General features: G+C 70.9%; 30 protein-coding genes, 1 other RNA gene and 1 pseudogene. 14 read left to right on the top strand and 18 right to left on the bottom strand.

Translation table 11 applies throughout. The features are described from left to right. The first annotated feature begins 128 nt into the window (after positions 1-128). From A37W_RS0114185 to A37W_RS0114175, 3 genes are all read left to right on the top strand, one after another. Positions 129-1,133 carry a DctP family TRAP transporter solute-binding subunit gene (locus A37W_RS0114185; RefSeq protein ID WP_018303703.1) on the top strand — a complete coding sequence of 335 codons (1,005 nt, stop codon included), beginning with the start codon at positions 129-131 and terminating at the stop codon, positions 1,131-1,133. 178 nt (positions 1,134-1,311) lie between these two features. Next, positions 1,312-2,031, top strand: a complete 720-nt coding sequence (locus A37W_RS0114180; protein ID WP_018303702.1) for a TRAP transporter small permease — start codon at positions 1,312-1,314, stop codon at positions 2,029-2,031. A 4-nt stretch (positions 2,032-2,035) separates the two neighbouring features. Further along, the gene (locus A37W_RS0114175) at positions 2,036-3,499 is read left to right on the top strand and encodes a TRAP transporter large permease (RefSeq protein WP_018303701.1); all 1,464 of its coding nucleotides are present in this window, start codon (positions 2,036-2,038) and stop codon (positions 3,497-3,499) included. 153 nt (positions 3,500-3,652) lie between these two features. Here the strand turns inward: A37W_RS0114175 and tpiA are convergent, their stop codons facing one another. The 7 genes from tpiA to A37W_RS0114140 all read right to left on the bottom strand — a co-directional run bounded on the left by tpiA (position 3,653) and on the right by A37W_RS0114140 (position 8,373). Next, positions 3,653-4,399, bottom strand: a complete 747-nt coding sequence (tpiA, locus tag A37W_RS0114170) for a triose-phosphate isomerase (protein WP_018303700.1) — start codon at positions 4,397-4,399, stop codon at positions 3,653-3,655. A 65-nt stretch (positions 4,400-4,464) separates the two neighbouring features. Beyond that, positions 4,465-4,788, bottom strand: a complete 324-nt coding sequence (locus A37W_RS0114165) for a TfoX/Sxy family protein (RefSeq protein ID WP_018303699.1) — start codon at positions 4,786-4,788, stop codon at positions 4,465-4,467. A 1-nt stretch (position 4,789) separates the two neighbouring features. Then, the gene (locus A37W_RS0114160) at positions 4,790-5,155 is read right to left on the bottom strand and encodes a HesB/IscA family protein (RefSeq protein WP_018303698.1); all 366 of its coding nucleotides are present in this window, start codon (positions 5,153-5,155) and stop codon (positions 4,790-4,792) included. A gap of 62 nt (positions 5,156-5,217) precedes the next feature. Next, positions 5,218-6,879, bottom strand: coding sequence for a mechanosensitive ion channel family protein (locus A37W_RS0114155; protein ID WP_018303697.1), 1,662 nt, complete (start codon positions 6,877-6,879; stop codon positions 5,218-5,220). Positions 6,880-6,964: 85 nt separating this feature from the next. Beyond that, complete coding sequence (locus A37W_RS0114150) at positions 6,965-7,336, bottom strand: SUF system Fe-S cluster assembly protein (protein ID WP_018303696.1); 372 nt, start codon at positions 7,334-7,336, stop codon at positions 6,965-6,967. Between the two features lie 76 nt (positions 7,337-7,412). Further along, on the bottom strand, positions 7,413-7,586 hold the full coding sequence (locus A37W_RS22025; RefSeq protein WP_018303695.1) for a thioredoxin domain-containing protein: 174 nt from the start codon (positions 7,584-7,586) through the stop codon (positions 7,413-7,415). Between the two features lie 307 nt (positions 7,587-7,893). Further along, positions 7,894-8,373, bottom strand: a complete 480-nt coding sequence (locus tag A37W_RS0114140; RefSeq protein WP_018303694.1) for a lytic transglycosylase domain-containing protein — start codon at positions 8,371-8,373, stop codon at positions 7,894-7,896. A gap of 569 nt (positions 8,374-8,942) precedes the next feature. On the opposite strand from A37W_RS0114140, the gene A37W_RS0114130 reads away from it, so the two are divergent. The 3 genes from A37W_RS0114130 to A37W_RS0114120 all read left to right on the top strand — a co-directional run bounded on the left by A37W_RS0114130 (position 8,943) and on the right by A37W_RS0114120 (position 12,573). Continuing rightward, the gene (locus tag A37W_RS0114130; protein WP_018303692.1) at positions 8,943-9,698 is read left to right on the top strand and encodes a cytochrome c biogenesis CcdA family protein; all 756 of its coding nucleotides are present in this window, start codon (positions 8,943-8,945) and stop codon (positions 9,696-9,698) included. A 62-nt stretch (positions 9,699-9,760) separates the two neighbouring features. Continuing rightward, entirely contained in the window at positions 9,761-11,212 is a 1,452-nt protein-coding gene (locus tag A37W_RS0114125) for a hypothetical protein (protein WP_018303691.1), read from the top strand. Further along, entirely contained in the window at positions 11,209-12,573 is a 1,365-nt protein-coding gene (locus A37W_RS0114120; protein WP_018303690.1) for a cytochrome P450, read from the top strand. The genes A37W_RS0114125 and A37W_RS0114120 overlap by 4 nt, the downstream gene beginning before the upstream one ends. 2 nt (positions 12,574-12,575) lie before the next feature. On the opposite strand, the gene A37W_RS0114115 is transcribed toward A37W_RS0114120, so the two are convergent. Both A37W_RS0114115 and A37W_RS0114110 read right to left on the bottom strand, forming a co-directional pair. Beyond that, positions 12,576-12,797: a ribbon-helix-helix domain-containing protein gene (locus tag A37W_RS0114115; protein ID WP_018303689.1), complete on the bottom strand. Its 222-nt coding sequence runs from the start codon at positions 12,795-12,797 to the stop codon at positions 12,576-12,578. Beyond that, complete coding sequence (locus tag A37W_RS0114110; protein ID WP_018303688.1) at positions 12,794-12,976, bottom strand: DUF4169 family protein; 183 nt, start codon at positions 12,974-12,976, stop codon at positions 12,794-12,796. The genes A37W_RS0114115 and A37W_RS0114110 overlap by 4 nt, the downstream gene beginning before the upstream one ends. Before the next feature lie 156 nt (positions 12,977-13,132). On the opposite strand from A37W_RS0114110, the gene A37W_RS0114105 reads away from it, so the two are divergent. Further along, positions 13,133-13,600 carry a hypothetical protein gene (locus tag A37W_RS0114105; RefSeq protein WP_156169314.1) on the top strand — a complete coding sequence of 156 codons (468 nt, stop codon included), beginning with the start codon at positions 13,133-13,135 and terminating at the stop codon, positions 13,598-13,600. Between the two features lie 19 nt (positions 13,601-13,619). Here A37W_RS0114105 and fumC read toward each other — a convergent pair whose 3' ends face one another. The 6 genes from fumC to ssrA all read right to left on the bottom strand — a co-directional run bounded on the left by fumC (position 13,620) and on the right by ssrA (position 18,726). Then, entirely contained in the window at positions 13,620-15,011 is a 1,392-nt protein-coding gene (gene fumC / locus A37W_RS0114100; protein WP_018303686.1) for a class II fumarate hydratase, read from the bottom strand. A 95-nt stretch (positions 15,012-15,106) separates the two neighbouring features. After that, positions 15,107-15,616, bottom strand: coding sequence for an SspB family protein (locus A37W_RS0114095; protein WP_018303685.1), 510 nt, complete (start codon positions 15,614-15,616; stop codon positions 15,107-15,109). Positions 15,617-15,695: 79 nt separating this feature from the next. Beyond that, positions 15,696-16,937 (bottom strand): chromate efflux transporter, encoded by a 1,242-nt coding sequence (gene chrA, locus A37W_RS0114090; protein WP_018303684.1) that lies wholly within the window; start codon positions 16,935-16,937, stop codon positions 15,696-15,698. A gap of 57 nt (positions 16,938-16,994) precedes the next feature. Then, entirely contained in the window at positions 16,995-17,642 is a 648-nt protein-coding gene (locus A37W_RS0114085) for a DUF1194 domain-containing protein (RefSeq protein ID WP_018303683.1), read from the bottom strand. A 44-nt stretch (positions 17,643-17,686) separates the two neighbouring features. Then, positions 17,687-18,310, bottom strand: coding sequence for a sulfotransferase family protein (locus A37W_RS0114080; RefSeq protein WP_018303682.1), 624 nt, complete (start codon positions 18,308-18,310; stop codon positions 17,687-17,689). 66 nt (positions 18,311-18,376) lie between these two features. Continuing rightward, positions 18,377-18,726: a transfer-messenger RNA gene (ssrA, locus tag A37W_RS23385) on the bottom strand. Between the two features lie 96 nt (positions 18,727-18,822). Here ssrA and A37W_RS24400 point away from each other — a divergent pair. The 3 genes and pseudogenes from A37W_RS24400 to A37W_RS23380 all read left to right on the top strand — a co-directional run bounded on the left by A37W_RS24400 (position 18,823) and on the right by A37W_RS23380 (position 19,469). Next, entirely contained in the window at positions 18,823-19,035 is a 213-nt protein-coding gene (locus A37W_RS24400; RefSeq protein ID WP_018303681.1) for a hypothetical protein, read from the top strand. Further along, positions 19,005-19,088 (top strand): annotated as a pseudogene (locus A37W_RS24650) (hypothetical protein); the annotation flags it as partial. The gene A37W_RS24400 and the pseudogene A37W_RS24650, both read left to right, overlap by 31 nt. Before the next feature lie 12 nt (positions 19,089-19,100). Next, complete coding sequence (locus A37W_RS23380) at positions 19,101-19,469, top strand: LCCL domain-containing protein (protein ID WP_018303680.1); 369 nt, start codon at positions 19,101-19,103, stop codon at positions 19,467-19,469. A 53-nt stretch (positions 19,470-19,522) separates the two neighbouring features. Here A37W_RS23380 and A37W_RS24585 read toward each other — a convergent pair whose 3' ends face one another. From A37W_RS24585 to A37W_RS0114055, 3 genes are all read right to left on the bottom strand, one after another. Continuing rightward, positions 19,523-20,233: a L,D-transpeptidase gene (locus tag A37W_RS24585; protein WP_018303679.1), complete on the bottom strand. Its 711-nt coding sequence runs from the start codon at positions 20,231-20,233 to the stop codon at positions 19,523-19,525. A 61-nt stretch (positions 20,234-20,294) separates the two neighbouring features. Next, the gene (locus tag A37W_RS0114060) at positions 20,295-20,624 is read right to left on the bottom strand and encodes a hypothetical protein (RefSeq protein WP_018303678.1); all 330 of its coding nucleotides are present in this window, start codon (positions 20,622-20,624) and stop codon (positions 20,295-20,297) included. Between the two features lie 349 nt (positions 20,625-20,973). After that, complete coding sequence (locus A37W_RS0114055; protein WP_018303677.1) at positions 20,974-22,014, bottom strand: extracellular solute-binding protein; 1,041 nt, start codon at positions 22,012-22,014, stop codon at positions 20,974-20,976. Positions 22,015-22,173: 159 nt separating this feature from the next. On the opposite strand from A37W_RS0114055, the gene A37W_RS0114050 reads away from it, so the two are divergent. The 4 genes from A37W_RS0114050 (at position 22,174) to A37W_RS0114035 (ending at position 26,486) form a co-directional block, all read left to right on the top strand. After that, a complete protein-coding gene (locus A37W_RS0114050) occupies positions 22,174-22,686 on the top strand; it encodes a DinB family protein (protein WP_018303676.1) in 513 nt (170 codons plus the stop codon). Between the two features lie 168 nt (positions 22,687-22,854). Continuing rightward, positions 22,855-23,277, top strand: coding sequence for a universal stress protein (locus A37W_RS0114045; RefSeq protein ID WP_018303675.1), 423 nt, complete (start codon positions 22,855-22,857; stop codon positions 23,275-23,277). 35 nt (positions 23,278-23,312) lie between these two features. Next, complete coding sequence (locus A37W_RS0114040) at positions 23,313-24,953, top strand: BCCT family transporter (RefSeq protein WP_018303674.1); 1,641 nt, start codon at positions 23,313-23,315, stop codon at positions 24,951-24,953. 111 nt (positions 24,954-25,064) lie between these two features. After that, positions 25,065-26,486: a cryptochrome/photolyase family protein gene (locus A37W_RS0114035; RefSeq protein WP_018303673.1), complete on the top strand. Its 1,422-nt coding sequence runs from the start codon at positions 25,065-25,067 to the stop codon at positions 26,484-26,486. Positions 26,487-26,578 lie beyond the last annotated feature (92 nt).

Below are 26,578 nucleotides of genomic sequence, written 5' to 3'. Positions count from 1 at the left end.
GCTCCTGATAACACGACGTTCCTGGCGAGGCGGCAGAAGGCTCTTGCTGCATGCCGTCGCTGCGTCATCCTCGGCGCCGCCCCCCGGTGACTTCGGGGACGCCACAAGAATGTCTGAGGGAGGACAGCATGAAGAAGTTCCTGGCCGCGAGCGCGCTCGCCCTGGCCGCCACCGGCGCTGCGCAGGCGCAGGAGGCCGGCTGCGACGACGGCGAGATCGTCGTCAAGTTCAGCCACGTCACCAACACCGACACCCATCCCAAGGGTCTCGCCGCGCAGCTCCTGATGGAGCGGGTGAACGCCGAGATGGATGGCACGATGTGCATGGAGGTCTATCCGAACTCCACGCTCTACACCGACGAGCAGGTGATCGAGGCGCTGCTGCGCGGCGACGTCCAGCTGGCGGCGCCGTCGCTGTCGCTGTTCGAGTCGATCACCCGCGCCTACCGCCTGTTCGACCTGCCCTTCATGTTCGAGAGCATCGAGGCAGTCGACGCCTTCCAGGCGTCCGAGACCGGGCAGGGCATGCTGGACATGATGCAGCGCCGCGGCCTTCAGGGCCTCGCCTACTGGCACAACGGCATGAAGCAGATGTCGGCCAACGTGCCGCTGATCGAGCCGTCGGATGCCGAGGGGCTGAAGTTCCGCGTGCAGCCGTCCGACGTGCTGGTCGCGCAGATGGAGGCGCTCGGCGCCTCGCCGCAGCCGATGGCGTTCGCCGAGGTCTACGGCGCGCTGCAGACCGGCGTCGTCGACGGGCAGGAGAACACCTGGTCCAACATCTACGGCCAGAAGTTCTTCGAGGTGCAGGACGGCATCACCCAGACCGAGCACGGCGTGATCGACTACATGGTCGTCACCTCGACCGACTTCCTCGACAGCCTCGACCCCGAGGTGCGGGACCAGTTCCTGACGATCCTGCAGGAGGTCACGACCGAGCGGAACGCGGCGGTGAACGAGGTCGACCTCGCCGCGCGCCAGGCGATCCTCGACGCCGGCGGCGAGATCCGCGAGCTGACGCCCGAGCAGCGCCAGGCTTGGGTCGACGTGATGAAGCCCGTCTGGGACCAGTTCGCCGAAGAGGTGGGCCAGGAGAACATCGACGCGGCGCAGGCGATCAACGACTCGCTCTGAGCCGGATGGCCGGCCCGGCCTGAAGCCGGGCCGAACCTCGGGCCCGCCAGGGCCCGCGCGCCGCCGGACCGGCGGTGCGTCCGGGCCTCCGCCACCGGGGACGTGGCGGGGGCCCGACAGCGACGGCGGAGGCCCGCGGGGAGGCGGGCGACGCCCATCGAACGGGGGACGCGAGAGCATGGACAGGGTCTCGGACTACCGGCAGCGCAGCCGGCTCGGGAACTGGATCAACGGGTTCGAGGAGACGGCGATCGCGCTGATCCTCGGCGCGATGACGCTTCTGACCTTCTGCAACGTGGTTCTGCGATACGGCTTCAACTCGTCGATCATCTGGTCGCTCGAGGTGGTGCTGACGCTGTTCGCGTGGCTCGTGCTGTTCGGCATCGCCTATGGCTTCAAGGTGACGGCGCATCTGGGGGTCGACGCGATCACCAACCTGCTGCCGCCGGGTCCGCGGCGCTGGGTGGCGCTGCTGTCCGGGCTGCTGTGCCTGGTCTACGCGCTGCTGATCGCCAAGGGCGCCTGGGACTACTGGGCACCGTTCGCGAACCTGCCAAAGACGACGGGCCGCTGGCTTCCCGACGGGATCGACTGGGACGCCCGCCGCACGCCGTACTTCGAGACGGACCGGATGCCGATCCCGTTCGAGTGGTTCCGGGGGTGGCTGTCCGCGACCTTCAACTCCTACGAGGAGGGCGGGGAGATCATCGTGGAGCGGTACAACTACATGCCCCGCCTCGTGCCCTACACGATCCTGCCGATCGCGGCGGCGCTGATGCTGTTCCGGATCGTGCAGGCCATCGGCCGCGTCTGGACCGGGGCGAGCCAGAGCCTCATCGTCAGCCACGAGGCCGAGGACGCGGTCGAGGACGTGGCCCACATGAACCGGGAGGGCTGAGGGGATGGAGGTCGTCCTTCTCTTCGTGATGATCGTGGGCTTCCTGCTGATCGGGGTGCCGATCGCGGTGTCGCTCGGCCTCGCCTCGATCATCTTCCAGCTGCTCTATTCCAACACCTCTCTCGCGGCGATCGCGCAGTCCCTGTACCAAGGGATGGCCGGGCATCCCGCGCTGCTGGCGATCCCGTTCTTCGTCCTCGCCTCGTCGTTCATGTCGACGGGGGGCGTGGCGCGGCGGATCATCCGGTTCTCGGTGGCCTGCGTCGGGCACCTGCAGGGCGGCCTCGCCATCGCCGGCGTGCTGGCCTGCATGATGTTCGCGGCGCTCTCCGGTTCCAGCCCCGCGACGGTGGTCGCCATCGGCTCCATCGTCATCGCGGCGATGCGGCAGGTCGGCTACACCAAGGAATTCGCGGCGGGCGTGATCTGCAACGCCGGCACGCTCGGCATCCTGATCCCGCCGTCGATCGTCATGGTCGTCTATGCCAGCGCGACGGACGTCAGCGTCGGGCGCATGTTCCTGGCCGGCGTCATTCCGGGGATCCTCGCCGGCCTCATGCTGATGGTCACGATCTACGTGATGGCGCGGATCAAGAACATGCCCAAGGGCGAGTGGCTGGGCTGGGGCGAGGTCTGGACGAGCTTCCGCGAGGCGTTCTGGGGCCTGTTCCTGATCGCCATCATCATGGGCGGCATCTACGGCCATCCCTGGATCAGCCTCTCGCCGCTCTATGTCTACTGGTCGCCCGGCGCCTTCACGCCGACCGAGGCGGCGGCGGTCGCAGCGGTCTACGCCTTCATCGCGGCGACGTTCATCTACCGCGACATGGGCCCGCTGGCGCCGCGCCCCGCGCGCAGCCTGTCGGCCAGCGCGGTGGCCGAGGGCGCGCCGCTGGGCGAGCGCTCGACCGTGTTCCGCCGGCCCTGGACGCTGGTGACGGCGTTCTGGCACCGGGACACCCGCAAGACCCTGTTCGAGAGCGGCAAGCTGACCATCACGCTGATGTTCATCATCGCCAACGCGCTGATCCTCAAGCACGTGCTGACGGACGAGCAGGTGCCGCAGCACATCGCCGAGGCGATGCTGTCGGCGGGGCTGGGGCCGGTGACGTTCCTGATCGTGGTGAACGTGATCCTGCTCATCGGCGGTCAGTTCATGGAGCCGTCGGGCCTGATCGTCATCGTCGCGCCGCTGGTGTTTCCGATCGCGATCTCGCTCGGGATCGACCCGATCCACCTCGGGATCATCATGGTCGTGAACATGGAGATCGGGATGATCACGCCGCCCGTCGGCCTGAACCTCTTCGTCACGTCGGGCGTGGCGGGGATGAGCATGATGCGGGTGGTCCGCGCCGCCCTGCCGTTCCTGGCGGTGCTGTTCGTGTTCCTGATCCTGATCACCTACGTGCCGTGGCTCTCCACCGTGCTGCCGAACGCCACGATGGGGCCGGAGATCATCATCAACTGAGGCGGTGATGGGGTTGGACGGGGCCGTCCACCGGGGCGCGGCGGGTTGGTCGGCCGGGGCACGGTGGGTTTCACCCACCCTACGGGGCCGCCTTCCGTAGGGTGGGTGAAACCCACCGACGCGACCCGGTCCGGCGTGGTGGGTTTCACCCACCTACGCCTGTTCGAGGGCCGTCACGATGGGCGAGAAGTCCGACGCCTTCAGGCTCGCGCCGCCGACGAGGGCGCCGTCGACGTGGGGCACGGCGAAGATCTCCGCCGCGTTCGACGCCTTGACGGAGCCGCCGTAGAGCAGGCGCATCTGCGCGCCTTCGTCGCCGAACCGCTGCGTCAGCGCCGCCCGCATCGCCGCGTGGACCTCGCCGATCTCGGTCGGTCCGGCGACCTTTCCGGTGCCGATCGCCCAGACCGGCTCGTAGGCGACGACCGTGTTCGCCGCGGTCGCGCCGTCCGGCACCGAGCCGGCGAGCTGTCGGGCGACGACATCCAGCGCCCGGCCGCTCTCCCGCTCCTCCAGCGTCTCGCCGAGGCAGACGATGGCGACGAGGCCGGCCCGCCAGGCTGCCTCGGCCTTGGCGCGGACGTTTCCGTCGTCCTCGCCGTGGTCCGTCCGCCGCTCGGAGTGCCCGACGATGACGTAGGCGGCGCCGGCGGCGGAGAGCATCCCGGCGGAGACGTCGCCGGTGTGGGCGCCCGAGGCGGCGGCGTGGCAGTCCTGCCCGCCGATCCAGACCGAGGTGCCCTGCGCGGCGCGGGCCATCGGCGACAGCAGCGTCGCGGGCGGGCAGATCAGGATGTCCACGGACGGGGCGCGGTGCAGGCCGCCGAGCTCCGCGATCTCGGACAGGCCCTCGAGCGTGCCGTTCATCTTCCAGTTTCCGGCGGCGAGCTTGCGGGGCATCGGGCGGTCCTCCTTCGTGACGTGCCAGAAGGAAGTAACACGCCCCGCAGCCCGGGCCTATCCGTCTAGAGGCAGGCCAACGCGTCCCGGGCGAGGGCGGACGCGCGGTCCGGATCGTCGTAGACGTCGTCGGGCAGCAGCCAGTAGGGCATTGCGCCGCGGGCGCCGTTGGAACGGACGTAGTCCCACTTCTCCCAGCCGTCGGCCTCCATCCGCGTGGCCATGGCGCCCGCCCCCTTGAGGAGGATCGCACCGTCCGAGCGGACGATGGCGAAGATGGTGCCGTCCGCGTAGAGGCAGAGGCCTCCCATCATCCTGCGCGTGGTCAGGGGGCCGACGCCGGCGAAAAGCTCGCGGGCGAAATCGGCATCCTCGGCCGAGACGGCCATGTCAGCCGGCGGCGCCCAGGGTCTCGTCGAACTTGATCGACTCGCCGCAGCCGCACGCCTCGGTGACGTTGGGATTGCGGAACTTGAACCCCGACTCGAGCAGCGACGTCTCGTAGTCGATCTCGGTGCCGAACAGGAACATCTGCGCCATCGGCGCGATCATCACCCGCGCGCCGTCCTGCTCGACCACCTCGTCGTTGGGGTCGACCTCCTGCGCGAAGTCCATGGTGTACTCCATGCCCGCGCAGCCGCCCTTCTTGACGCCGAGGCGCAGGCCCTTGGACCCGTCCTTCTCCATCAGGCGGGAGATGCGCGCCGCGGCGCGGGGGGTGAGGGTGACGGCCTGCTTGCCGGGAATGCCGAACATCGGTGCCTCCTTGGCTTGGCCCTCAAGATAGGCCCCGCGCCGGGGCGGCTCAAGGGTGCGCGTCAGGCGGCCTCGGCCGGCTGGGCGTCGGGGAAGACCGGCGTCGCCTCTTCGCCGAGACGGGTCGCGGCCCGCAGGAGTTCTTCGCGGACGGTGCATTCCAGCGTCCAGGCGGTATCGGGGTTGGTGCAGGGCACCTTGAACAGCACGTCCTGACCGAAGACGTCGTGGTCGGTCACATGGACGCCCCGACCGTCGTCGGGCCCGATCTCGGCGCCGTCGGACTTCAGCCGGTCGAGAATCTCGTTGTAGGGCGCGCGCAGCCGCTCGGCATCCGCGGTGTGGGCGAGCTTCAGCGTGAAGATGCGGGTCAGGCCCGGTTCCTTCATCGTCCAGTTCTCGAACGGCTCACCCACGAACTCGGTCACCGGCACGACCAGCCGCTCGCCGGTCCAGACCAGCAGCTGCACGAAGGTGAAGTTGATCCGCTCCACTGTGCAGATGCGATCCTGGAAGAGGAGCTTGTCGCCGATCTTGGCCGACCCGTTGAGCGCGATCTGCAGGCTCGCCATGATGTTCGCCAGCACGTTGCGCGCGGCGAAACCGATCAGGATCGTCAGGGCCCCGGCCGAGGCGAGGAGCGAGACGCCCAGCGTCCGCAGGACGTTCACCTCGTTGAGGACGATGCCGATGCCGGCGAGCGCGACGACGACGATCGCCGCCCGCCGCAGCGCCACCATGCGCGTCGCGGTCCGCCGCCGCTCCTCGTAGTCGCCGTCGACCTTGGAATAGTTCATTCCGTCGAGAGAGATCACCCGGTCGAGGATCGCGTCGCCCAGACCCACCACCAGCCACAGCGCGGCGACGACGAACAGGATCGCGGTCAGCGGCGACAAGACCGCGTCGATCCGGCCCGAGAAGACGAGGATCGAACCGGCCAGCGTGGACAGCAGCAGCGTCACGAGGGCGAGCGTCAGCGGCGCCCGGGCCGCGACGACGAGGCCGCCGCCGCGCCCCTCCATCGCGCTGCCGATCCGGCCGAGGATCCGCCACAGCAACCAGCCCGCCCCGCCCGTCATAAGCAGGACGAGGGGCAGGGCGACCAGTTCCCAGTATTCGAGACCCCAGAGCGCGTCGTTGCGCAGCGGGTCGGGGATCGAGCGTTCGACCCAGGAGGGCTGGTACAGATCGCGCAGGGCGGGGATGTTACGGACCGTGGCGGCCGAGAAGACCCAGACAGGGTCGCCGTCCGGCGGCTGGAGGCGGTTCAGGCGGATCGGGACCGTCCGGTCCCCCAGGTCCAGCGTCCAGAGCCGGATCGAACTGCGGGGGGTCAGCGCGATGGCCGGATCGTCGTCCCCCGGCTCGAGCGCGCCGTCGGGCCGGTCCGGCAGGTCCCACCAGTCGATGACCACCTTGCGTTCGAGCACGCCGAAGAGGCCCTGCGCCAGTTCCGCCCCGGCATCGGTCTGCTCGTCCGGGTCCACGGCGGTGAGGTCGAGCAGGTGGGCGGCCGCCGCCCAGTCGCCGATGCCGGCGGCGGTCTGCAGGCTCTCCATCGTCCCCTGCGGGGTCGAGCGATCGAGCCAGTCGGGCGGCGGGGCGAGGCCTTCGTTCAGGGCGTCCACGTCGAAGCCGGCGTCCTGTGCGGCGGCGGGAAGGGACGACGCGGCGACGAGGCAGGCGAGGAGCGCGGCGAGAAGGGTCCGGATCGTGCCTGTCATCGGTCCTGTCGGCGGCGTGCGCGGGATGACCGCTCAACGTGACGCGATCGGCCGGAGTTCCACGGCCTGCGGACAGGAACCGGCGTTACATGAAGCCGAGTTCGAGCCGAGCCTCGTCGGACATCATGTCCATGCCCCACTGAGGCTCCCACGTCAGATCCACGTCGACCTGCTTGACGCCCGGCAGCGGCTCCACCGCGCCGGCCACCCAGCCCGGCATTTCGCCCGCGACGGGGCAGCCGGGGGCGGTGAGGGTCATGACGATCCTGACCTCGTTCTCGGCGTTGATGTCGATCGTGTAGACGAGGCCGAGGTCGTAGATGTTCACCGGGATCTCCGGATCGTAGACGGTGCGGCAGGCCTCGACGATCTGCTCATACAGCGGATGCTCCGTCGTGGACGGAGCGATCAGCGGCGCCCCTTCCACCTGGCCTTCGAACTTCGCTTCGGCATTCATGTCCGGCTCCCCGGCTGGCAATCCCGAGAGAACATATAAGAAATTCGCGGGCCGGGTAAAGGTCGGGCGGGCGGCGTCACTCGGGGCGGCGCCCGTCCACATCGAGGACGACCGCGCCGTCGCTGTCGACGAGGGGCAGCGCCGGCCGCGGGTCGAGGAGGTCGAGCACCGTTTCGGACGGCCGGCACAGGCGGCCGCCCAAAGGCGTGCAGACGATCGTGCGGTTCACGAGGATCGGGTGCGCGACCATGGCGTCCAGCCCACGCGGGAGGCGATCCTGCCGGCGGGCAGGCCGTCCGGCCCCACCTGGATCAGCAGGCGCCGCACATCCAGCCGGGCGGGCTGGCCGAGTGCGGCGCGGCGGCGAGGGCGTCGATTTCCATGCTCCTGTTATCATGGAAATGAGCGGCGAGTTCAGAGGTTCGGAGACGGCTGGGAGCCGGCGCCCGGTCGGTCGAGGCCCCGGATCAGGCCCGGGGCGGGTCTTGAATCGAAGTGATGGATGCAAGGCTCGGCCTTGAGCCGGGACCTCGCGCGGCAATGCCTCCGCGCGCCCCTCAGCAGCGCAGCTCGCGGTCCCGCAGCCCCGTCTCGACCAGCAGGCAGCGGTCGCGGGCCTCGTAGTAGTAGCCGCGGGCGTACCAGCCGACCGCCTCGTCGATGTCGCCGTCGGCCACGATGTACGCGCCGCGCAGGTAGCGGCCGGCCCACATCAGGTTGGTCTCGGCGTCCAGCAGGTCGCTCGGGGCGCCGGTGAAGCCCATCGTCCGGGCGGTCTGCGGCAGGATCTGCATCAGGCCGTAGTAGGGGCCGTTGCGGGCGCCCGGGTTGTAGTCGCTCTCGCGCTGGATGACCCGGTGCAGCAGCGCCTCCGGGATGCCGTGGACCTGCGCGTACTGCCGGATCAGCGCCCGCAGCTGCACGCTCTCGCCAGGGTAGAGGGCCGGGGCGGCGCGGGCGACTTCGGGCGTCGGAGCGCGGCCGCAGGCGGTGAGCGTGGAGACGGCGACGAGGGCGGCGAGAACGAGGCGGACCATCGGCGGCTCCAGCTGTGTTGTGCTGGGGACTGATTAACCGCTTTCCCCCGCAGCGGTCACTCGCCCGTGAGCCGATCGGCGGACGTTCGCCGACGCGGCGGCCGGCGATCGCGGCGACGACGGCACGAGCGTCGTCATCCCCATGCGCCCGCCGTGACGGCCGGGCCGCGAACGGCCCCACCGGCAAGGGCGGGGCCGCCGGCTTGGTCAGATGCTGGCCAGGTCCCGGAAGAGGACGGTCTGGGCCTTGGGGGCCGGGGCGGTCGCGGTCGCGACTTGGGCCGGCATGTCGGGCCCCTGCGGGACCGACCGGGCCGCTTGCGGCGCGGCTTGGGTTGCCATGGTGAGTCTGCCTCGATGGACGGTACGGTGCGGCGGATCGTTGTCCGCCGCGGCCGCCTGTGCCGTCCTTCCGGCGTCGCCGTCAAGCGGGGGCGCCGTTCACGATCGCGGGGTGGCGGAAAGGCGTCACCTGTGCGCCCGTCGCCGGCCCGTCGCCGCCTTGTGAGGGCAGGGCAGGTGACGGCGCCGCCGCTCTCGGCTAGGCGGAAGGGGACAGGGGACGGGAAATGCTTGACGCCGGCTTGATCTTCGACGGAACGCTGCTGCCGGCGATGGCGGTGGCCGCGCTGGCGGGCCTGCTGTCGTTCCTCTCCCCGTGCGTGCTGCCGATCGTGCCGCCGTACCTCGCCTACATGGGCGGGGTCAGCGTGACCGAGATGGCGGGCCCGCGCGGGCCGCGGGGCCGCGTGTTGCTGGCGGCCGCGTTCTTCGTCCTCGGCCTGTCGACGGTGTTCCTGCTGCTCGGCTTCGCCTTCTCGGCGCTGGGGCGTATGTTCCTGTCGGTGCAGGAGTGGTTCGTCTGGGGGGCGGGCCTGCTGATCATGCTGTTCGGGCTGCACTTCCTGGGCATCTTCCGGTTGAGGTTCCTCGACCGGGAGGCACGGCTGGACGCCGGCGACCGGGGCGGCTCGGCGCTGGGGGCGTACCTGCTCGGCCTCGCCTTCGCGTTCGGCTGGACCCCGTGCCTGGGGCCGATCCTGGGCGCGATCCTCGGCCTCGCCGCGTCTGAGGCGGACGTCGCGCGGGGGACGGCGCTGCTGGCAACCTACGCGCTGGGCCTCGGCGTGCCGTTCCTGCTGGTGGCGGCGTTCTTTCCGCGGCTCGGCGGTCTGATGGCGGCGATGCGCCGGCACATGGGCGCGATCGAGCGGGTGTCGGGGCTGCTGCTCTGGACCGTGGGCCTGTTCATGCTGACGGGGCAGTTCAGCGACTTCAGCTGGTGGCTGCTGGAGACGTTCCCGTCGCTCGCGACGCTCGGCTGAGGCTTAATGTCGCCCGATTCCCCGGCTAGGCTTGCCGCGGGGGCCGGCGCGGTGACGGGCGGATGACGGACGACGACGACGGAGTGCTGGCCCGGGTGCGGGCGGCGACGCGCGACGGGCGCGACCGGCCGGCGACCGGGGCCCCGGAGGCGCCCGCGCGGCCGGACGAGCCGCCGGCGACGTCCGCGGAACCATCCTTCGACCCGCCGCCGGCATCGCCGGCCGAAGTTCCCTCCGCCGCGCCGCCCGGGCCGGACGCGGACGCCGATTTCCGGCGCAAGGTCTTCTACATCCCCGGCTACGACCCGATCCATCCGCGCCGCTACCGCGAGCTCTACCGCAAGGAGGGCGCGGCCCAGGCCGAGCTGTCGGGCTATTCGCTCGCGCTGTCGCCCAAGGCGAAGGGCGCGGGTGCCTACGGCTGGCAGGTCAGGGGAGAGGTCGAGGGCAGGCGTGTCGCGACCGAGGTCGAGGTGCTGGTCTGGTCCGATATCGTGCGCGGGTCGATGTCCAACACGATCCCCGCGACCTACTGGCAGCTGGTCCGCACCGCCTGGACCTACATCGCGTCGGGCACGCTGCGGCGGCTGATGTGGCTGCGCAAGGGGCCGGTCATCGCGGCGCTCTACCCGGTGGGCATGCTGCTCCTGCAGGCGCTGCTGGCGCTGGCGGCGGGGCTGCTTCTCGGCGCACTGGCCGCATGGCTGGTGGAACCGCTGGCCGCGCTGGTCGGCGTGGGCGAGGCGCTGCTGCCGGCCCTCGCCCGGTGGGCCGTCGCGCTGCCGGCCTTCGTCCTCGTCCTGCGCTGGTTCAAGTCGAAGGACGGCAAGCTCTACGCCTATTACCTCATGCACGATTACGCCTATTCGGCCCAGCTGAACGGCGCCAACCCGCTGCCGCTCGAGGCCCGGATGGGCGAGTTCGGCGAGCGGATCGCGCAGGCGTTGCAGGAGGATGTGGACGAGGTCCTGGTCGTCGGCCACTCGTCCGGGGCGCACCTGGGCGTGTCGATCCTCGCCGACCTGATCCGCGCCGGGCGGCTGCGTCGGCGCGGGCCGGCGCTGGGTTTCCTGTCGCTGGGGCAGGTGGTGCCGATGGTGTCGTTCCTGCCGGCCGCGACGCGGCTGCGGGCGGATCTGGCGTACCTCTCCAGCCGGGACGAACTGGCGTGGGTCGACGTCACCGCCCCGGGCGACGGCTGCGCCTTCGCCCTGTGCGACCCGGTCGCGGTGTCGGGCGTGCAGCCGGCGGGCGCGAAATGGCCGCTCATCGTCTCCGCCGCGTTCACCCAGACGCTGAAGCCGCAGACCTTGACGGCGCTGCGCTGGCGGTTCTTCCGCTTGCACTTTCAGTACCTCTGCGCCTTCGACAACCTGCCCGGCACCCCCTCGGACTATGACTATTTCCGCATCACGGCCGGTCCGCTGACCCTGGCCGAGCGGTTCGCCGGGCGCGCCCCGTCGAAGAGCCGGATCGATGTGCCGGCGTCGAAGTACACCTCGGTCGCGGCGTGAGCGACGAGACCGGCCGGCCGCCGAAGCCGCCGGCGCGGCCGGACAGCGTCTCGCTCTGGCGCTACCTGCGCCTGTTCCGGGCCGACATCCTGTCGGCGCAGCCGGCGCGCCTGTACCGCGCGTGGATGGCGGAGTTCCGGACGCCGTTCTTCCGCTCCTACATGGTGAACGACCCCGCGCTGGTGGACCTTGTCCTGAAGGGCCGGCCCGACGACTTCCCGAAGTCGGACCGCATCGGCGCCGGGCTGCGCCCGCTCCTCGGCGAGTCGGTCTTTCTCACCAACGGCGAGACGTGGAAGCGCCAGCGCAGGATCATCGACCCCGCGTTCGAGGGCGGGCGGCTGAAGGACACCTTTCCGGCGATGTGGGCGGCGGGGGAGGCGGCCGTGGAGCGCCTCGCCGCCCGCGCCACCGGCCGCCCGGTGGAGATCGAGGCCGAGACCTCCCACGCGGCGGCCGACGTGATCTTCCGCACCCTCTTCTCCATCCCGATCGAGAACGAGATCGCGGCGGAGGTGTTCGACAGGTTCCGCACCCACCAGCGCGAGCAGCCGATCCTGAACCTCGCCGCCTTCGTCCCCGGCCCGCGCTGGATGCCGCGCTTCTTTTCCCGCCGTGCCAAGGCGACGGCGCGCGACATCCGCCGGCTGATCGTGCGGCTCACTGACGAACGCGCGGCCGAGATCGCGGCGGGGACGGCGCCGGACGACCTGGCGACCAAGATCATGACGACGGCCGACCCGGTCACGGGCGAGCGCTTCACGCCCTCCGAGATGGTCGATCAGGTGGCGATCTTCTTCCTTGCCGGGCACGAGACGTCGGCCTCGGCGCTGGGCTGGGCGCTGTGGCTGGTCGCCCGCTATCCGGAGTGGCAGGAGCGGGCGGCGGCCGAGGCGGCGACGCTGGAGCCGTCCTTCGCCACCCTGGCGCGCCTGCGCGTCACCCGCGACATCTGGCGCGAGGCGCTGCGGCTGTATCCGCCGGTGCCGATGATGGTGCGAGAGACGACGAGGGCCGAGACGTTTCGCGGCCGCGCCGCGCCCGAGGGGGCGCAGGTGGTCCTGTCGCCGTGGCACCTGCACCGGCACACGCGCCTCTGGGACGCGCCTGACGATTTCGACCCCGGTCGCTGGCAAACGGAGAACGGGCGCAGGTGCCAGCGCGAGGCCTACATGCCGTTCTCGGCCGGCCCGCGCGTCTGCACCGGCGCCGGCTTCGCGATGGCCGAAGGGGTTCTGCTGCTGGCGATGATCCTGCGGGCATACCGGCTGGAGGTCGTCCCCGAGAGGACGCCGCGGCCGGTGGCGCATCTGACGGTGCGATCCGCCGACGGCATCTGGCTGCGGCTCACGCCCCGCTGACCTCAGCGCCGCCGGGTCTCGTTCAGCACGAAGACCCGAATGGCGGAGGCGAGGCCCACGTCGCCCCGCGCCTCGTCCAGCTGCGCCGCCAGCTCGTTGATGGCGAGGCCGCGGGCGCGGGCGATCTCGCGGAAGGCGGCCCAGAACTCGGCCTCGAGCGAGACGCTGGTCCGGTGACCACGCAGCGTCAGCGAGCGTTTCTCGGGGCGGCCGGCGGGGGTCATTCGTCGTCGAACCGGTGCCCGTCGAGCCGCTTCTTCGCAGCCTCGGCGCGGGCGGCGTCGAGCAGACGCTCGCCCTTGCTGCGCCCGAACTTGGCGGCGTTGGCGTCGGCCTGCGCCTTGCGCTCGGCGCGCGCCTTCTCCTTGCGGACCCGGTTGAGGTTGATGGGACCGTCCGTCATCCGCGCCACTCCTTCGCTGTCCGGACTCCGCTTGTAGGCGACGGGCGCGGCTGCCGCCAAGCGCGACGTTGCAGCCCCGCGGGCCGGTGGCGTAGGCTGGCCCGGCACCGTCACATTCCGGCGGTCCGCTCACGTATTCTCACAAGGATTGCAATGATGAAGACGTCATTCCTCGCCCTGCTGCTCGGCCTTGCCGCCGCCCCCGCCGCCGCCCAGTGGTCCTACGACCCCGCGCCTCAGCCCTCGGGCCGGGCGACGGGCGCAGGCACCGGCGGTGTCTCGGTCGCGGTGGAGTGCGGCAACGGCGGCCTGCCGGCGGTGCTGGTGGAGGGATACGACCCCGGCGCCGCCGAGGACATCTTCGTCTGGGAGGTCGACCGCTACGGCGAGTTCCTCGTCGCGGGCAGCTGCACCGGCCCCAGCTGCCTGCTCACCTTCGACAGCATCGAGGAGGCGGAGAGCACGATCACCGGACTGCGCGTCGGCGCCCGCCTCGCCCTCGGTCTCTACCGCCGCGGCGCGCTGTCCGAGGTCCCGCTCGGCGGCTCGGACGCCGCCATCGGCGCCGTCCTCGCCCGGAGCTGCGACTTCGTCGGCCTGGAGCCGACGAACATCGACGAATAGGCGGGCGCCCGACTCCGCCTCACTTCGGCCCGATCATGTCCTCGGGCCGGACCACGCGGTCGAAGGTCTCGGCGTCGACGAAGCCGAGACCGATGGCCTCTTCCCGCAGGGTCGTGCCCTTCTTGTGCGCGGTCTTGGCCACCGTGGTCGCGTTGTCGTAGCCGATGGTCGGCGCCAGCGCGGTGACGAGCATCAGGCTCTCGCGCATCAGCTTGCCGATCCGCTCCTCGTCGGCCTCGATCCCGACGACGCAGTTGTCGGTGAAGGCGCGGGCGGCATCGCCGAGCAGCTGCATGGATTGCAGGACGTTGTAGGCGATCATCGGCTTGTAGACGTTGAGCTCGAAATGGCCCTGGGAGCCGGCCATGCCGACGGCGGCGTCGTTGCCGACGACGTGGGCGCAGACCTGCGTCAGCGCCTCGGACTGGGTGGGGTTCACCTTGCCGGGCATGATCGAGGAGCCGGGCTCGTTCTCGGGCAGCTTCAGCTCGCCGATGCCGCAGCGGGGGCCGGAGCCCATGAGGCGGATGTCGTTGGCGATCTTGAACAGGCCGGCGGCGCAGGCCTTGAGCGCGCCCGACATGGCCACCATCGCGTCGTGCGCGGCGAGCGCCTCGAACTTGTTGGGCGCGGTGACGAAGGGCAGGGAGGTGATCGTCGCGATCTCCTTCGCCACGGTCTCGCCCCAGCCCTTGGGCGAGTTGAGGCCGGTGCCGACGGCCGTGCCGCCCTGGGCCAGCTCGTAGATGTCGCCGAGGGCCGCCTCGATCCGCTCGATCGCCTTGCGGACCTGGTGGGCGTAGCCGCCGAACTCCTGCCCCAGCGTGAGCGGGGTCGCGTCCATCGTATGCGTGCGGCCGATCTTGATGATGGCGTCGAAGGCGTCGCGCTTGGCCTCCAGCGCCTCGGCGAGGTGCCGCAGGCCGGGCAGGGTCACGTCCCGGGCGGTCATCGCGACGGCGATGTGCATCGCGGTGGGGAAGGTGTCGTTCGACGACTGGCCCATGTTGCAGTGGTCGTTGGGGTGGACCGGGTCCTTCGACCCCATCTCGCCGCCCAGCATCTCGATCGCGCGGTTCGAGATCACCTCGTTGGCGTTCATGTTGGACTGCGTGCCAGAGCCGGTCTGCCAGACGACCAGCGGGAAGTGGTCGTCGAGCCTGCCCTCCACCACCTCGGCGGCGGCGGCGATGATCGCGTCCGCCATCTCGCCGGACAGCTTGCCTCTCGCCTTGTTGGCGACGGCGCAGGCCTGCTTGATGACGCCGAGGGCGCGGACGATGGCGACCGGCTGCTTCTCCCACCCGATGGGGAAGTTCTGGATCGAGCGCTGGGTCTGGGCGCCCCAGTAGCGGTCGCCGGGGACCTCGATCGGTCCGAAGCTGTCGGTCTCAAGGCGGGTGGCGGTCATCGGCGGGTCCCTCGTCGTCCGGTGCGGCGACGGTCTAGACCGGGGTCCCCTGCGTGTAAATCGCCGGTGGCGCTATCGGGCGCCGGCGCCGGAGCTCAGCCCTTGCGGAAGCTGTCGAGGCTGACGATGTCGGCGTCGCGCTTGGGCGCGTCCTCGTCTTCGTTCTCGTCGGTCTCGGCCGGGATCCTGGCGCTTCGCGCCGGGATGACCTCGCCGGCGGGGGCTTCGCCGTCCTCGTCGGCGGTCTCCTCGTCCTGGGTCTCGAACCGCAGGCCGAACTCCACCGACGGGTCCACGAAGGTGCGGATCGCGTCGTAGGGAATGTAGAGCGGCTCGGGGTTGTCGCCGAAGTTCAGCGTCACCGAGAAGCCCTCGTCCGTGACCTCGAGGCCCTGGAACCAGTGCTGCAGCACGATGGTCATCTCGCCCGGGTAGCGGTCGGACAGCCAGTCGGCGATCTCCACGTCGGGGTGCATCGTATCGAAGGTGATGAAGAAATGGTGCCGCCCCGGCAGGCCGTGTTCGGAGACGTCCGACAGCACCTCCTGGATCAAACCGCGCATGGCGCGGTGCATGAGATTGCCGTAGTCGATCGAACGGGTCATCGGGTGCGCTGTCCTGTCTCTCCGGGGTGCGAGCATAAGGGATTCGGGTGCAGTGAAAAGGCCCCCGGCCGCCGCTCTGTCAGCCCAGCGCGCCGAGCGCCAGCCCCGCCGCCGCCAGCGTGCCGAGAACCGCCGGCAGCGGCCAGTGCCGCCAGAGGAGCAGCGCGGCGCCGAGGGCGGTGAGGACCAGCGCGAAAGGGTCGAGAGCGCCAAGGCCCTCTCCGTCGCCACCGAACAGGACATGCCCGCCGAACCACAGGCCGAGCGAGGCGATGACGCCGACGACGGCCGCCGTGATGCCGTTCAGCGCGCCCTGCAGCCGCGGCTGCGCGGTGATCCGGTCGAGGAACGGCGCGAAGGCGAAGATCCACAGAAAGCACGGCGCGAAGGTCACCCACAGGCACATCGCTCCGGCGAGGAGGCCCAGCCACACGCCCCCCGCCTGCAGGCCGGCGAGGATCGCCACGAACTCGGTCACCAGGATCAGCGGCCCCGGCGTCGTCTCGGCCAGGCCCAGCGCGTCGATCATCTGCGCGGCGCTCAGCCAGCCGAACCCGCCCACCGCCGCGTCGGCGAGCCAGGCGAGGACGGCGTAGGCGCCGCCGAAGGTCAGCACCGCGAGGAGCGAGAAGAAGCGGCCGATCTCGTAGAGGAGGTCGGCGCCCGCCGCCCACGCCAAGGCGACCGGCAGCCACCAGAGCACCAGCGCACCTGCCGCCGCGGTCAATGCCCCGCGGGCCGGCGCGGCCGGTGCCGGCGGGGCCGGCGTGCCGGTGCCGGACAGGCGCAGCGCGCCCCAGGCCCCGGCGACGGCGATGACCAGCGGGAACGGCAGGCCGAAGACCGACAGCGCGACCAGCGACAGCACGGCGATCAGCGCGGCTTCGCACCGGCCGAGGGCGCGACGGCCGATCCGCAGCACCGCCTCGGCGACGATGACGAGGACCGCCGCCTTCACCCCGAGGAAGGCCGCCTGCACGCCTGGAAGCGTCCCGTAGGCGCCGTATAGCAGGGCGAGGACGAGGATGACCAGGGCGCCCGGCAGGACGAACAGGCCCCCCGCGATCAGCCCGCCCGGCACGCCGCGCAGGCGCCAGCCGGCGTAGGTGGCGAGCTGCATCGCCTCGGGCCCCGGCAGCAGCATGCAGAAGCCCAGGCCGCGCAGGTACTGCGCCTCGCCCAGCCACGCCCGCCGCTCCACCAGCTCGTGGTGCATCAGCGCCATCTGCGCCGCCGGTCCGCCGAAGGACACGCAGCCGATGCGGCCGAAGACGCGCGTCAGCTCGGCGAGGGGGGGCGGCGTCGCGGTCGGGTCGGCCACTTTCTCTCCTGCCACTGGCGCGCGCGCAGATGAGACGGCGGCCCGCAGCCCGTCAAGTCAGCCGAGAACCCGCGACACCTCGCGCAGGATCTTGCGGCGGATCGCCATCGGGTAGTCGCGGTGGCCGCGGGCCGTCATGACGAAGCCGTCGGCGGTGATGACGGCGCGCTCGTAGAAGTTGGTGATGGCGAGGCCGAGGCTCTCGATCGCGATGGCGTTGATCGTCACGCCGGCGCGCTGGGCGTCGATCCGGGCGTGCCGCACGTCGCGGCCGGCGTTCGGCGTGCCGTCGCCGGAGACGTCGATCACCCGCCGCTCGCAGTCCGCGACCGGGCCGAACTGCCCCAGCGCGAAGGCCAGCGCGTCGCCCGGGGCGGTGTCGGACATCACGAACGCACGGGGAATGGCGCGGGCCGCGTCCGACAGTCTTTCGACGTCCGAGTGGGAGGCGATGCGGGTCCAGGGGATCGACATCTCCTGCCGCTCGGCGCCGGACCATTGCATCACGGCGAGCGCGACCTCGCCCTGCACCAGCGCCTCGGCCACTTCGGGATCGCGCATCGCGTCGGCCATGCCGTCGACCTGCAGCCGGAACTCGGCCTCGTCCACCGACTGGCTGACGTCGATGGCGAGGAGGAGCGCGGTCTCGCAGGCGCGGGCGGAGGCGGGCCCGAGAAGGGCGAGCAGGGCGAGGAGCGCGCGCATGGGACCATCAAAGCGCCCGCCGCCCCCCCGCGCAAGCCGCGCGGTCAGCCGCGCCAGCCGGCGCGGTAGCTGTCCCGGTCGTTCGCATGCGGAAACGGCAGATCCGGGACCGGGACGCCCAGAAACCCGCAGAGCGGCGCCCAGCCGTCCCGCACCTCGTAGGTCAGCAGCCGCTCGGGCGGCAGCGCCGCCTGGACCTCGGCGGCGTGGGCGCGGAAGCGGGCGATCATGTGGTCGCGGTCGGCGCCGCGCCCCGCGAAGTAGCCCTCGCCGATGAGCCGGTCGCTGAGGTCGAGGACCGCGACCTCGTGGGCGTCGGTCATCGTCTCGCGTTCCTTCAGCAGGTCGAGGACGGTGCGGGTGACGCTGTCGTACCACTCGTCGGGGTCGCGGACGGTGAGGATCACCTTCGCGTCGGGGTAATGGGCGGCCAGTTCGCGCCAGTAGGCGGCGCCGGGGAAGTCCACCTGCGAACGGTAGCCGCGGAACAGCGTCTCCCACGGCACCGGGGCGCCCGCGGCGAAGGCCTGCCAGTCGGCGAGCAGCTCGGGCCGGTCGCGGATCTCGTGCATGTGGTGGCAGGGTCCGAAGCCCAGCGCGTCGAGCGCGGCGCGCAGCGTCTCGGTCCCGGTCCGGCCCCAGCCGGCGCCGATGATCTGCAAGGTCATGCCTCTCCCCCCTGATCGGGTGGAGGGTGGCAGGCACGGGACGCCGCGGCAAGGCAGGGAGGGGAAAGTGCAGGCTTCTGTTGCCAGGTGCCTGCGAACCCCGCCTTACGCTGCTAGGCGCAAGGGCTTAGATTTCGGCTTTGCGCACTGCTTACGCAGCGAGCGCGACCGGAGCATTGTTGTCGTTGGCAACTATGCGTTTCGGACCGATAACGGTGGTACCTCACCGGGACAAAGCATACCCCTTTAGACGTTCGTCGATCCTATTTCGGCCCCGCTGTCCCCCCAACGAAGGGTGTCTGGTGGAGCCGCCGGGTACCGCCCCCGGGTCCGAGCCGCTTATTGCGGGCGCGTTTATGTCCATAGTCCCGAAGGACGACCCAAAGGTAGGCCTCTCCGGCCGCCGGATCAAGCGTGCGCTGCGCGTTGTCTTGCCGTTCCGGCGGGGGCGGCGCTACAGCTTGACGCAGCGTCGCCCGGGCGCGGCGCGGCCCTTCGGAGGAGGAATCGGGATGCGGACGGCATGGATGATCGCGCTGGCCGGCCTCGCCGGCGGGGCGGGCGGCGGCGCGCAGGCGCAGACCCTGCCGGCATGCGAGGGCTATCCGGGCGATGCGCCCAGCTACGCCTGTACCTGCACCGGGAGCGAGAGCGGCAGCGTCTGGGGTTCCGGCCCCTACACGTCGACAGCGACCTGTGCGCGGCGGCGCGTCATGCCGGCGTAATCGGCGCCGGCGGCGGGGCGATCGAAGCGCGGCTCGGCGCGGCGCAGGACAGTTTCGCCGGTTCGATGGCGAACGGGGTCGAGAGCCGGGACTGGGGCAGCTACCCGTCCTCGATCACCTTTAATGTCAAGGGCCCGCGGGGCGGCGGCGGCACCTACGCCGCCTGCGACGGCTACCCGGCGGGCGAGCCCGAGGTGGCCTGTTCCTGTACCGGGCAGGAGTCGGGGACCGTCTGGGGCTCCGGCCCCTACACCGCCGACAGCGACATCTGCACCGCCGCGCTCCATTCCGGCTACATCGACAATGTCGGCGGCCCGGTCTTCGCCGTCGGCACGTCGGGCCTCGACAGCTATCGCGGATCCGAGCTGAACGGCGTCACCACCCGCGACTGGGGCAGCTACGGGACCAGCTTCGTCTTCGACTGGAACCGCTGAGGGCGGGGTCCGGAGACGGGGCCCGGCGGTCGCGCCGCCGGGCCGCCGCAGCGCTACCAGACCGTCTCGAGCCGCGCGGGCCGCACGCTGGGCAGCACGGTCACCGTCACGCCGTCGCGGACGCGGTCGTGCAGGTCGATGACGTCCTGGTCCAGCATCCGCACGCAGCCCGACGAGACCGCCTTGCCCACGTACTGAGGCTCGCAGGCGCCGTGGATGCGGTAGAGCGTGTCCTCGCCGTTCTGGAACAGGTACAGCGCCCGCGCGCCGAGCGGGTTGCCCGGCCCCGGGTCCATGCCGCCGTTGGCGACGGAGTAGGGCGCGAACTCGGGCCGCCGCTCGATCATCGAGTCGGGCGCCTTCCAGCGCGGCCAGCGGCGGCGGAACTGCAGCCGCGCGGTGCCGGACCAGTCGTAGGCCGCCGCGCCCGTGCCGACACCGTAGCGCAGCGCCCGTCCGCCCGGCAGGGCGAGGTGCAGGTAGCCGTCGTCGGGATCGACGGTGAGGTCGCCCTCGGCCATGTCGGGATAGGGATTGTCGACCTCCTGCCGCCAGAAGCGCGGCGGCACCACGCCCTCGGGGACGGCGGGGACAGGGTAGGGCTCGTCCGTGATCGCGCCGTAGCGGGCGGGCAGGGGCGGGATCGGCGGGGGGGCGGGCGGGGGCTCGGCCGTGCGCATCACGATGGGGGGCGCCGGTGGGCGGGCGCAGGCGGAGACGAGCGCGGCGGGAAGGGCCGCGAGGAACAGGCGTCGGGTCGTCATGAAAAGCTCCGGAAGTCAGGCTGATCGGTCGGCCGCGCGCTAGGGCGCGCGGCGGCGGCGATCAGCCGGCCCGGGGCGGATCGAGGGAGCCGGGCGGCGCGCGGCCGGCGAGGCGCAGGTCGGCGTAGGTCCGGGGCAGGAGGCCGCCGGGCGGGACCGGCATCGCCGGGGCCGCGGTCGGGAGCTGCCCGTGATCGTGCCCGCAGGGCGAGCCGGGCAGGGCCGGACCCTTGCAGTGCCGCTCGAAGGTCAGGATGGCGGTGACGGCGCCGTCGGTTACCGCCTCCGCGGCCGCAGGCTGCGGCGGGGCCGGGAAGGCGCGCGCGAACGCACCCCACGGCAGCAGGGCGAGGCACAGGAACGCCAGAAGGGTGAGGCGGAGCCGGCTCATGGGCGGACCCTGCCTTCTGGCGCTGCCGGGGTCGAGGGGTGGGGCGGACATTTCGGCGTGAGCAGGGGCAGGACTGGCGCGGGTTGCGGGCGATACGCAGTCCGCGGCGTCGAGGCGGCGTCGCTTTGCGGTTCCGGTAGTGAAAGGCGCCGCGTTCAGCGAAGCGGGAGAAGGTCCGCCCCGGCCTCGAGCCGGGGCCCCGACCAATCGGAGCGACCGGCCTCGCGGGGCCCCGGCTCGAGGCCGGGGCGGGTCGTTATGGATCAGGTCGGCCGCGCAGCATGATAGGTGACCGCCAACCGACAGCCGGGGTCGGGGGAGGGCCGGCGCCGCCCCTCCCCCAAAGGGCTCAGAAGCCCGACTTGATCAGTTCGAACGTCTCGGCCTGGCGGTCGCGCTGCTCGATCGAGATCGGCAGCTGCGCCAGCACCGGCGCGTCGATCTCGCCGAGGCCGACGGCGTCCAGCTCGGCCGCGTCGATGCTCGCCATCGCGGCGGCGTTGGCGTGGCCGAAGCCGTCCTCGATCAGGAACGGCGTCGCCGCGGGGTCAAGGATGGCGTTCAGGAAATCATACGCCTTGTCCTCGGAGCCGCCTCCGTTCGCGAGGTTCACGTAGCCGCACAGCCAGACCGACGAGCCCTCTTCCGGCTCGCGCTGGTAGCCGATCGGACGGCCTTCCTCTTCCATCGTGGGATAGGTCTCGTTCCAGGCCCAGGCGACGAGGATCTCGCCGGTCGCCATCAGCTGCGCCAGCTCGGACGCGTCGGCCCAGTAGGTGCGGATGTTCGGGTGCACCTCGCGCAGCCAGTTCGACGCCGCCTCGAACTGCTCGTCCGTGACGTCCTGCCAGTTCGTCACCCCGGTCGCGAGGTAGGCGAGCGCGTAGGCGTCGTCGGTATTGTCCGGCATCGTCATCCGGCCGGCATAGGCCGGGTTGGTGAAGACCTGCAGCGAGGCGACGTCCTCTTCCGGGACCTCGTCCGGATTGTAGGCGATCGCCGTCGCGCCCCAGTTGTGGGGCACGAAGTAGACCTCTTCGGTGCCCGAGCCGATCTGCTCCCCCGTGAGGTTGGCGTCGAGATCGCCGATGGCGTCGATGCGGGACGTGTCCCACGGCTCGATGATGCCGCTCTCGACCCACTTGGAGACCGAGCCGGCGCAGATCTGCGCGACGTCCGCCTGGAAGCCGGCGACGACCTTCTGGAACGCCTCCTCCTCGTCCGAGAAGAACGAGTAGGTGGGGCTGTCGCCGTGCGCCTCGATGTAGGCGGGGTGGTAGTCCGGGTCCTCGAACCCGGCATAGTCGAGCACGGTCAGTTCGGAATCCTGCGCCGCGGCGGCGGTGGCGAGCGCCATGAGCGAGGCGCCGGCAAGGCTCTTGATATGCATGTTTCAGCCGTCTCCCTGTCGTGGGGTGAGTGGTCCACGGGCGGGAACCGTAATGGCGCCCCCGAAGCGCCGCAAGGGCAGGGCCGGGCCCTCGCCGCGGCCTTGCGGAGCGCGCGGCGCTCTGCCACTTCTTTGCGCATCCTCGGAAGGGGGGCGAAGATGGGACCGGCGACGCCTGACTACGTGCGGCTGATGGCCCGCTACAACGCATGGCAGAACGACGGCCTGAGCCGGGTGGTCACCGCGATGCCGCCCGCTGAGCTGACGGAAGAGCGGGGCGCCTTCTGGGGCTCGATCCTCGGCACGCTGAACCACCTCCTCTGGGGCGATGCGATGTGGCTGTCGCGGTTCGCCGGCACGCCCGCTCCGTCCGTCGGAATGAAGGAGGCGCCGACGATGACGCCCACCGCGGCCGAGTGGGCGGCACGGCGCAAGGGCCTCGACCAGACGATCCTGACCTGGGCCGACGGGCTGCGCGACCTCGACCTCGCGGGCGACCTGACGTGGTATTCGGGCCTGAGGAAGGCCGAGGTGACCCGCCCCCTCGGCCCCCTCGTCGTGCACTTCTTCAACCACCAGACCCACCATCGCGGGCAGGTCCACCACATGCTGACCGCGGCCGGCCACAGCCTGCCCGACACCGATCTGTTCCTCATGCCGGACGGCGGCTGAGCGGCCGCAGCGCCGCGTCTCGAACATTTCGCGCCGCTGGCGGTTCTCGGTCGCCGACATTGCTGCTAGCATCCTTGCGTCAAGCCAACACGCTCCGGCCCGCACCACCCGCGGGACCGGCCAATGCGAGCCGGGTCCAGCCCGGCCGTCAACTCATGGAGGGACGAGATGTTCAAGCGCATCATGGTGCCCGTCGACCTGGCCCACGCGGACAAGCTGACCGGCGCCGTGTCGGTCGCGGTCGATCTGGCCAGCCACTACGGCGCCGAGGTGGTCTTCGTCGGCGTGACGACGAACATGCCGGGCCAGATCGCCCGCACGCCGCAGGAGTTCGGCAGCAAGCTGGACGCCTTCGCCGGCGAGCAGGCGCAGGGGCGCGGCATCACCACGCGCGGCCATGCGGTCGTCAGCCACGACCCTGCCGCCGACCTCGACGACAAGCTGGTCGAGGCGGTTCACGAGACGGGGGCCGACCTCGTGGTGATGGCGACGCACGTCCCCGGCATCGGCGACATGCTGGTCCCCAACCACGGCGGCGCGCTCGCCCGCCACACCGACATCTCGATCTTCCTGGTCCGCGCCGCGGCCTGACCGCCAACCAACGACAAGAAAGGAGACCCGGCCACATGACCGACGAAACCGCCGCTCACGGCATACCGGCGCCGGAGGGCGCCGCGCACGTGATCGAGACCGATTACACGATCGGGCAGGACAACATCGAGACGAAGATCGGGCCCTTCGGTCTCGACATCCACAACCCGGTGTTCCTGATCTCGGGCCTCGCGATCGTCGTCTTCGTCTTCTACACGCTGGCGCTGCCGGAGCAGGCGAGCAGCGTCTTCAGCGCGCTCTTCGCGTTCACCACCCAGACCTTCGACTGGTTCTTCCTCGGCGCCGCCGACCTCGTCGTGATCTTCGCGATCCTCCTGATCTTCACGCCCTACGGATCGGTCCGGCTGGGCGGCAGGGACGCGACGCCGGATTACAGCTACGTCGGCTGGTTCGCGATGCTGTTCGCGGCCGGCATGGGCATCGGCCTGATGTTCTACGGCGTGTCCGAGCCGATGACCCACTTCTCGACCGCGATGGGCGAACAGACGGTCGAGAACGGCGTTCGCACCGACTGGGCGCCGCTGACCGGCGCGATGGGCAACGAGGCGGAGTCCGTGCGGCTCGGCATGGCGGCGACGATCTACCACTGGGCGCTGCACCCCTGGGCGGTCTATGCGATGGTCGCGCTGGCGCTGGCGCTCTTCAGCTTCAACAAGGGCCTGCCGCTGACGATCCGCTCGGCCTTCTATCCGATCTTCGGCGAGCGGGTCTGGGGCTGGTGGGGCCACGTCATCGACATCATCGCGGTGTTCGCGACGCTGTTCGGTCTCGCCACCTCGCTCGGATTCGGGGCGACGCAGGCGAACGCGGGCCTGAACGAGCTGTTCGGCGTGCCGGTCGGCGTCGGGACCGAGGTGATCCTGATCTCGGCGATCACGGCCGTCGCGCTGGTCTCGGTCGTCCGTGGCCTCGACGGCGGGGTCAAGGTCCTGTCCGAGATCAACATGGGCCTCGCGGGCCTTCTGTTCCTGTTCGTCCTCTTCTTCGGGCCGACGCTGTTCCTCCTCAACTTCTTCTGGGAGAGCCTCGTCGCCTACGGCCAGTACCTGCCGGCGCTGTCGAACCCGTTCGGCCGCGAGGACGTGAACTATTCCCAGGGCTGGACGTCGTTCTACTGGGCGTGGTGGATCAGCTGGTCGCCGTTCGTGGGCATGTTCATCGCCCGCGTCAGCCGCGGCCGCACGGTGCGCGAGTTCGTCATCTGCGTGCTGCTGATCCCGTCGATGGTGTGCGTGCTGTGGATGTCCGTCTTCGGCGGCGCCGCGATCCACCAGGTGGTGGCCGAGGGCTACACCGCCGCGCAGGACGCGCCGCTGGAGCTGCAGCTGTTCAAGATGCTGGACGGCCTGCCGCTGACGCAGATCACCAGTCTCGTCGGCATCGTCCTCGTCATCGTGTTCTTCGTGACCTCGTCGGATTCGGGCAGCCTCGTAATCGACACGATCACCGCCGGCGGCAAGGTCGACGCGCCGATGCCGCAGCGGGTGTTCTGGTGCATCTTCGAGGGCGCGGTCGCGATCGCGCTGCTGGTCGGCGGCGGGCTCGCCTCGCTGCAGTCGATGGTGATCTCTACCGGCCTGCTGTTCACCGTCGTGCTGCTGCTGATGTGCTACGCCATCTGGCAGGGCCTGCGGTCCGAGCGGAAGAACACCTGACGGCGGCGGCGCCCCTGCGCCGTGTCATCCGCAGCCCCGCCGAAAGGCGGGGCTGCGTGCGTTCCGGGTCCACGATGTTGACCCTCGGGGCCGCGGACTAGCTTTGCCGCCATGTCCGACCGCTCCCCCCTGATCCTGTGGTTCCGCCGCGACCTGCGGCTCGGCGACCATCCCGCCCTCGCCGAGGCCTGCAAGGCGGATCGCCCTGTCATCCCCGTCTTCATCCTCGACGAGGTCGAGGGCGCGCGCCGGGCCGCGCCGCTCTGGCGCCTCGGCCTGTCGGTCGAGGCGCACGGCAGGGCGCTCGCCGACAGGGGCAGCCGCCTGATCCTGCGGCGGGGCGAGGCGCTGCCGACCCTGCGGGCGCTCGCGCGCGAGATCGGGGCCGGCGCCGTCTGGTGGACAAGGCACTACGAGCCGCAGTCGATCGCCCGCGACGAGGCGGTGAAGGCGGGCCTGCGCGACGATGGCGTGGAGGCGAAGAGCTTTCCGGGGCACGTCCTGTTCGAGCCGTGGACGGTCGAGACCAAGACCGGCGGCCCGTACAAGGTCTACACGCCGTTCTGGCGCGCGGTGCGGGGCCGCGATCCCGGCAGCCCGTACCCGGCGCCCGGTACGATTCCCGCGCCCTCCGACTGGCCGAAGAGCGACGACCTCGCCGACTGGCGACTCGCCGCGCCGATGAACCGCGGCGCCGGGATCGTCGCGCCGCACCTCGTCGTCGGCGAGAGCGCGGCCTCGCACCGCCTCGGCGACTTCGCGGCGCACCGGATCGCGGACTACGCCGACGCCCGCAACGACCTCGCCGACCAGGGCACGTCGGGCCTGTCCGAGAACCTGACCTACGGCGAGATCTCGATCCGCACGGTCTGGCATTCCGGCCAGCGGGCGCGGGAGGAGGGCAAGGCGGGGGCCGAGACGTTCCTCAAGGAACTGGTGTGGCGCGACTTCGCCTATCACCTGTGCTTCCACACGCCGCGCCTCACCTCCGCCAACTGGCGCGAGGAGTGGGATGCCTTTCCGTGGAAGGACGACGAGGGGGCGTCCGAGATACACGCCTGGAAGCGGGGCCGCACGGGGATCGAGGTGGTGGACGCGGCGATGCGCGAGCTGTTCGTGACCGGCCGGATGCACAACCGGGCGCGGATGATCGTCGCCAGCTTCCTGACCAAGCACCTGATGACGCACTGGAAGGTGGGGCTCAACTGGTTCGAGGAGTGCCTGGTGGACTGGGATCCGGCGAACAACGCGCTGGGCTGGCAATGGTCGGCCGGCTCCGGCCCCGACGCGACGCCCTTCTTCCGCGTCTTCAACCCCGACACGCAGGCCGAGAAGTTCGACCTGAAGGGAGAGTACCGCAAGCGCTGGCTCGCCGAGCTGTCGGAGGATCCGCCGGACACCGCGCTGGCGTATTTCGACGCGATCCCGCGCGCATGGAAGATGGCGCCCGACGACGCCTATCCAGAGCCAGTCGTCGGCCTCGACGAGGGGCGCAGGCGGGCGCTGGACGCCTACGAGGGCCGGTCGTTCTGAGAGTGCCCGACTTCACGCATCGGTGACGCCGCGGAAAATCGTGACAATCCGCACGGTTCCCCTAGCTTGACGCGGGGTTCGTGGGAGAGGCG

It is taken from the genome of Wenxinia marina DSM 24838, assembly GCF_000379485.1.
Lineage (GTDB): Bacteria > Pseudomonadota > Alphaproteobacteria > Rhodobacterales > Rhodobacteraceae > Wenxinia > Wenxinia marina.
This window is presented reverse-complemented; position numbering and strand designations above follow the sequence as displayed.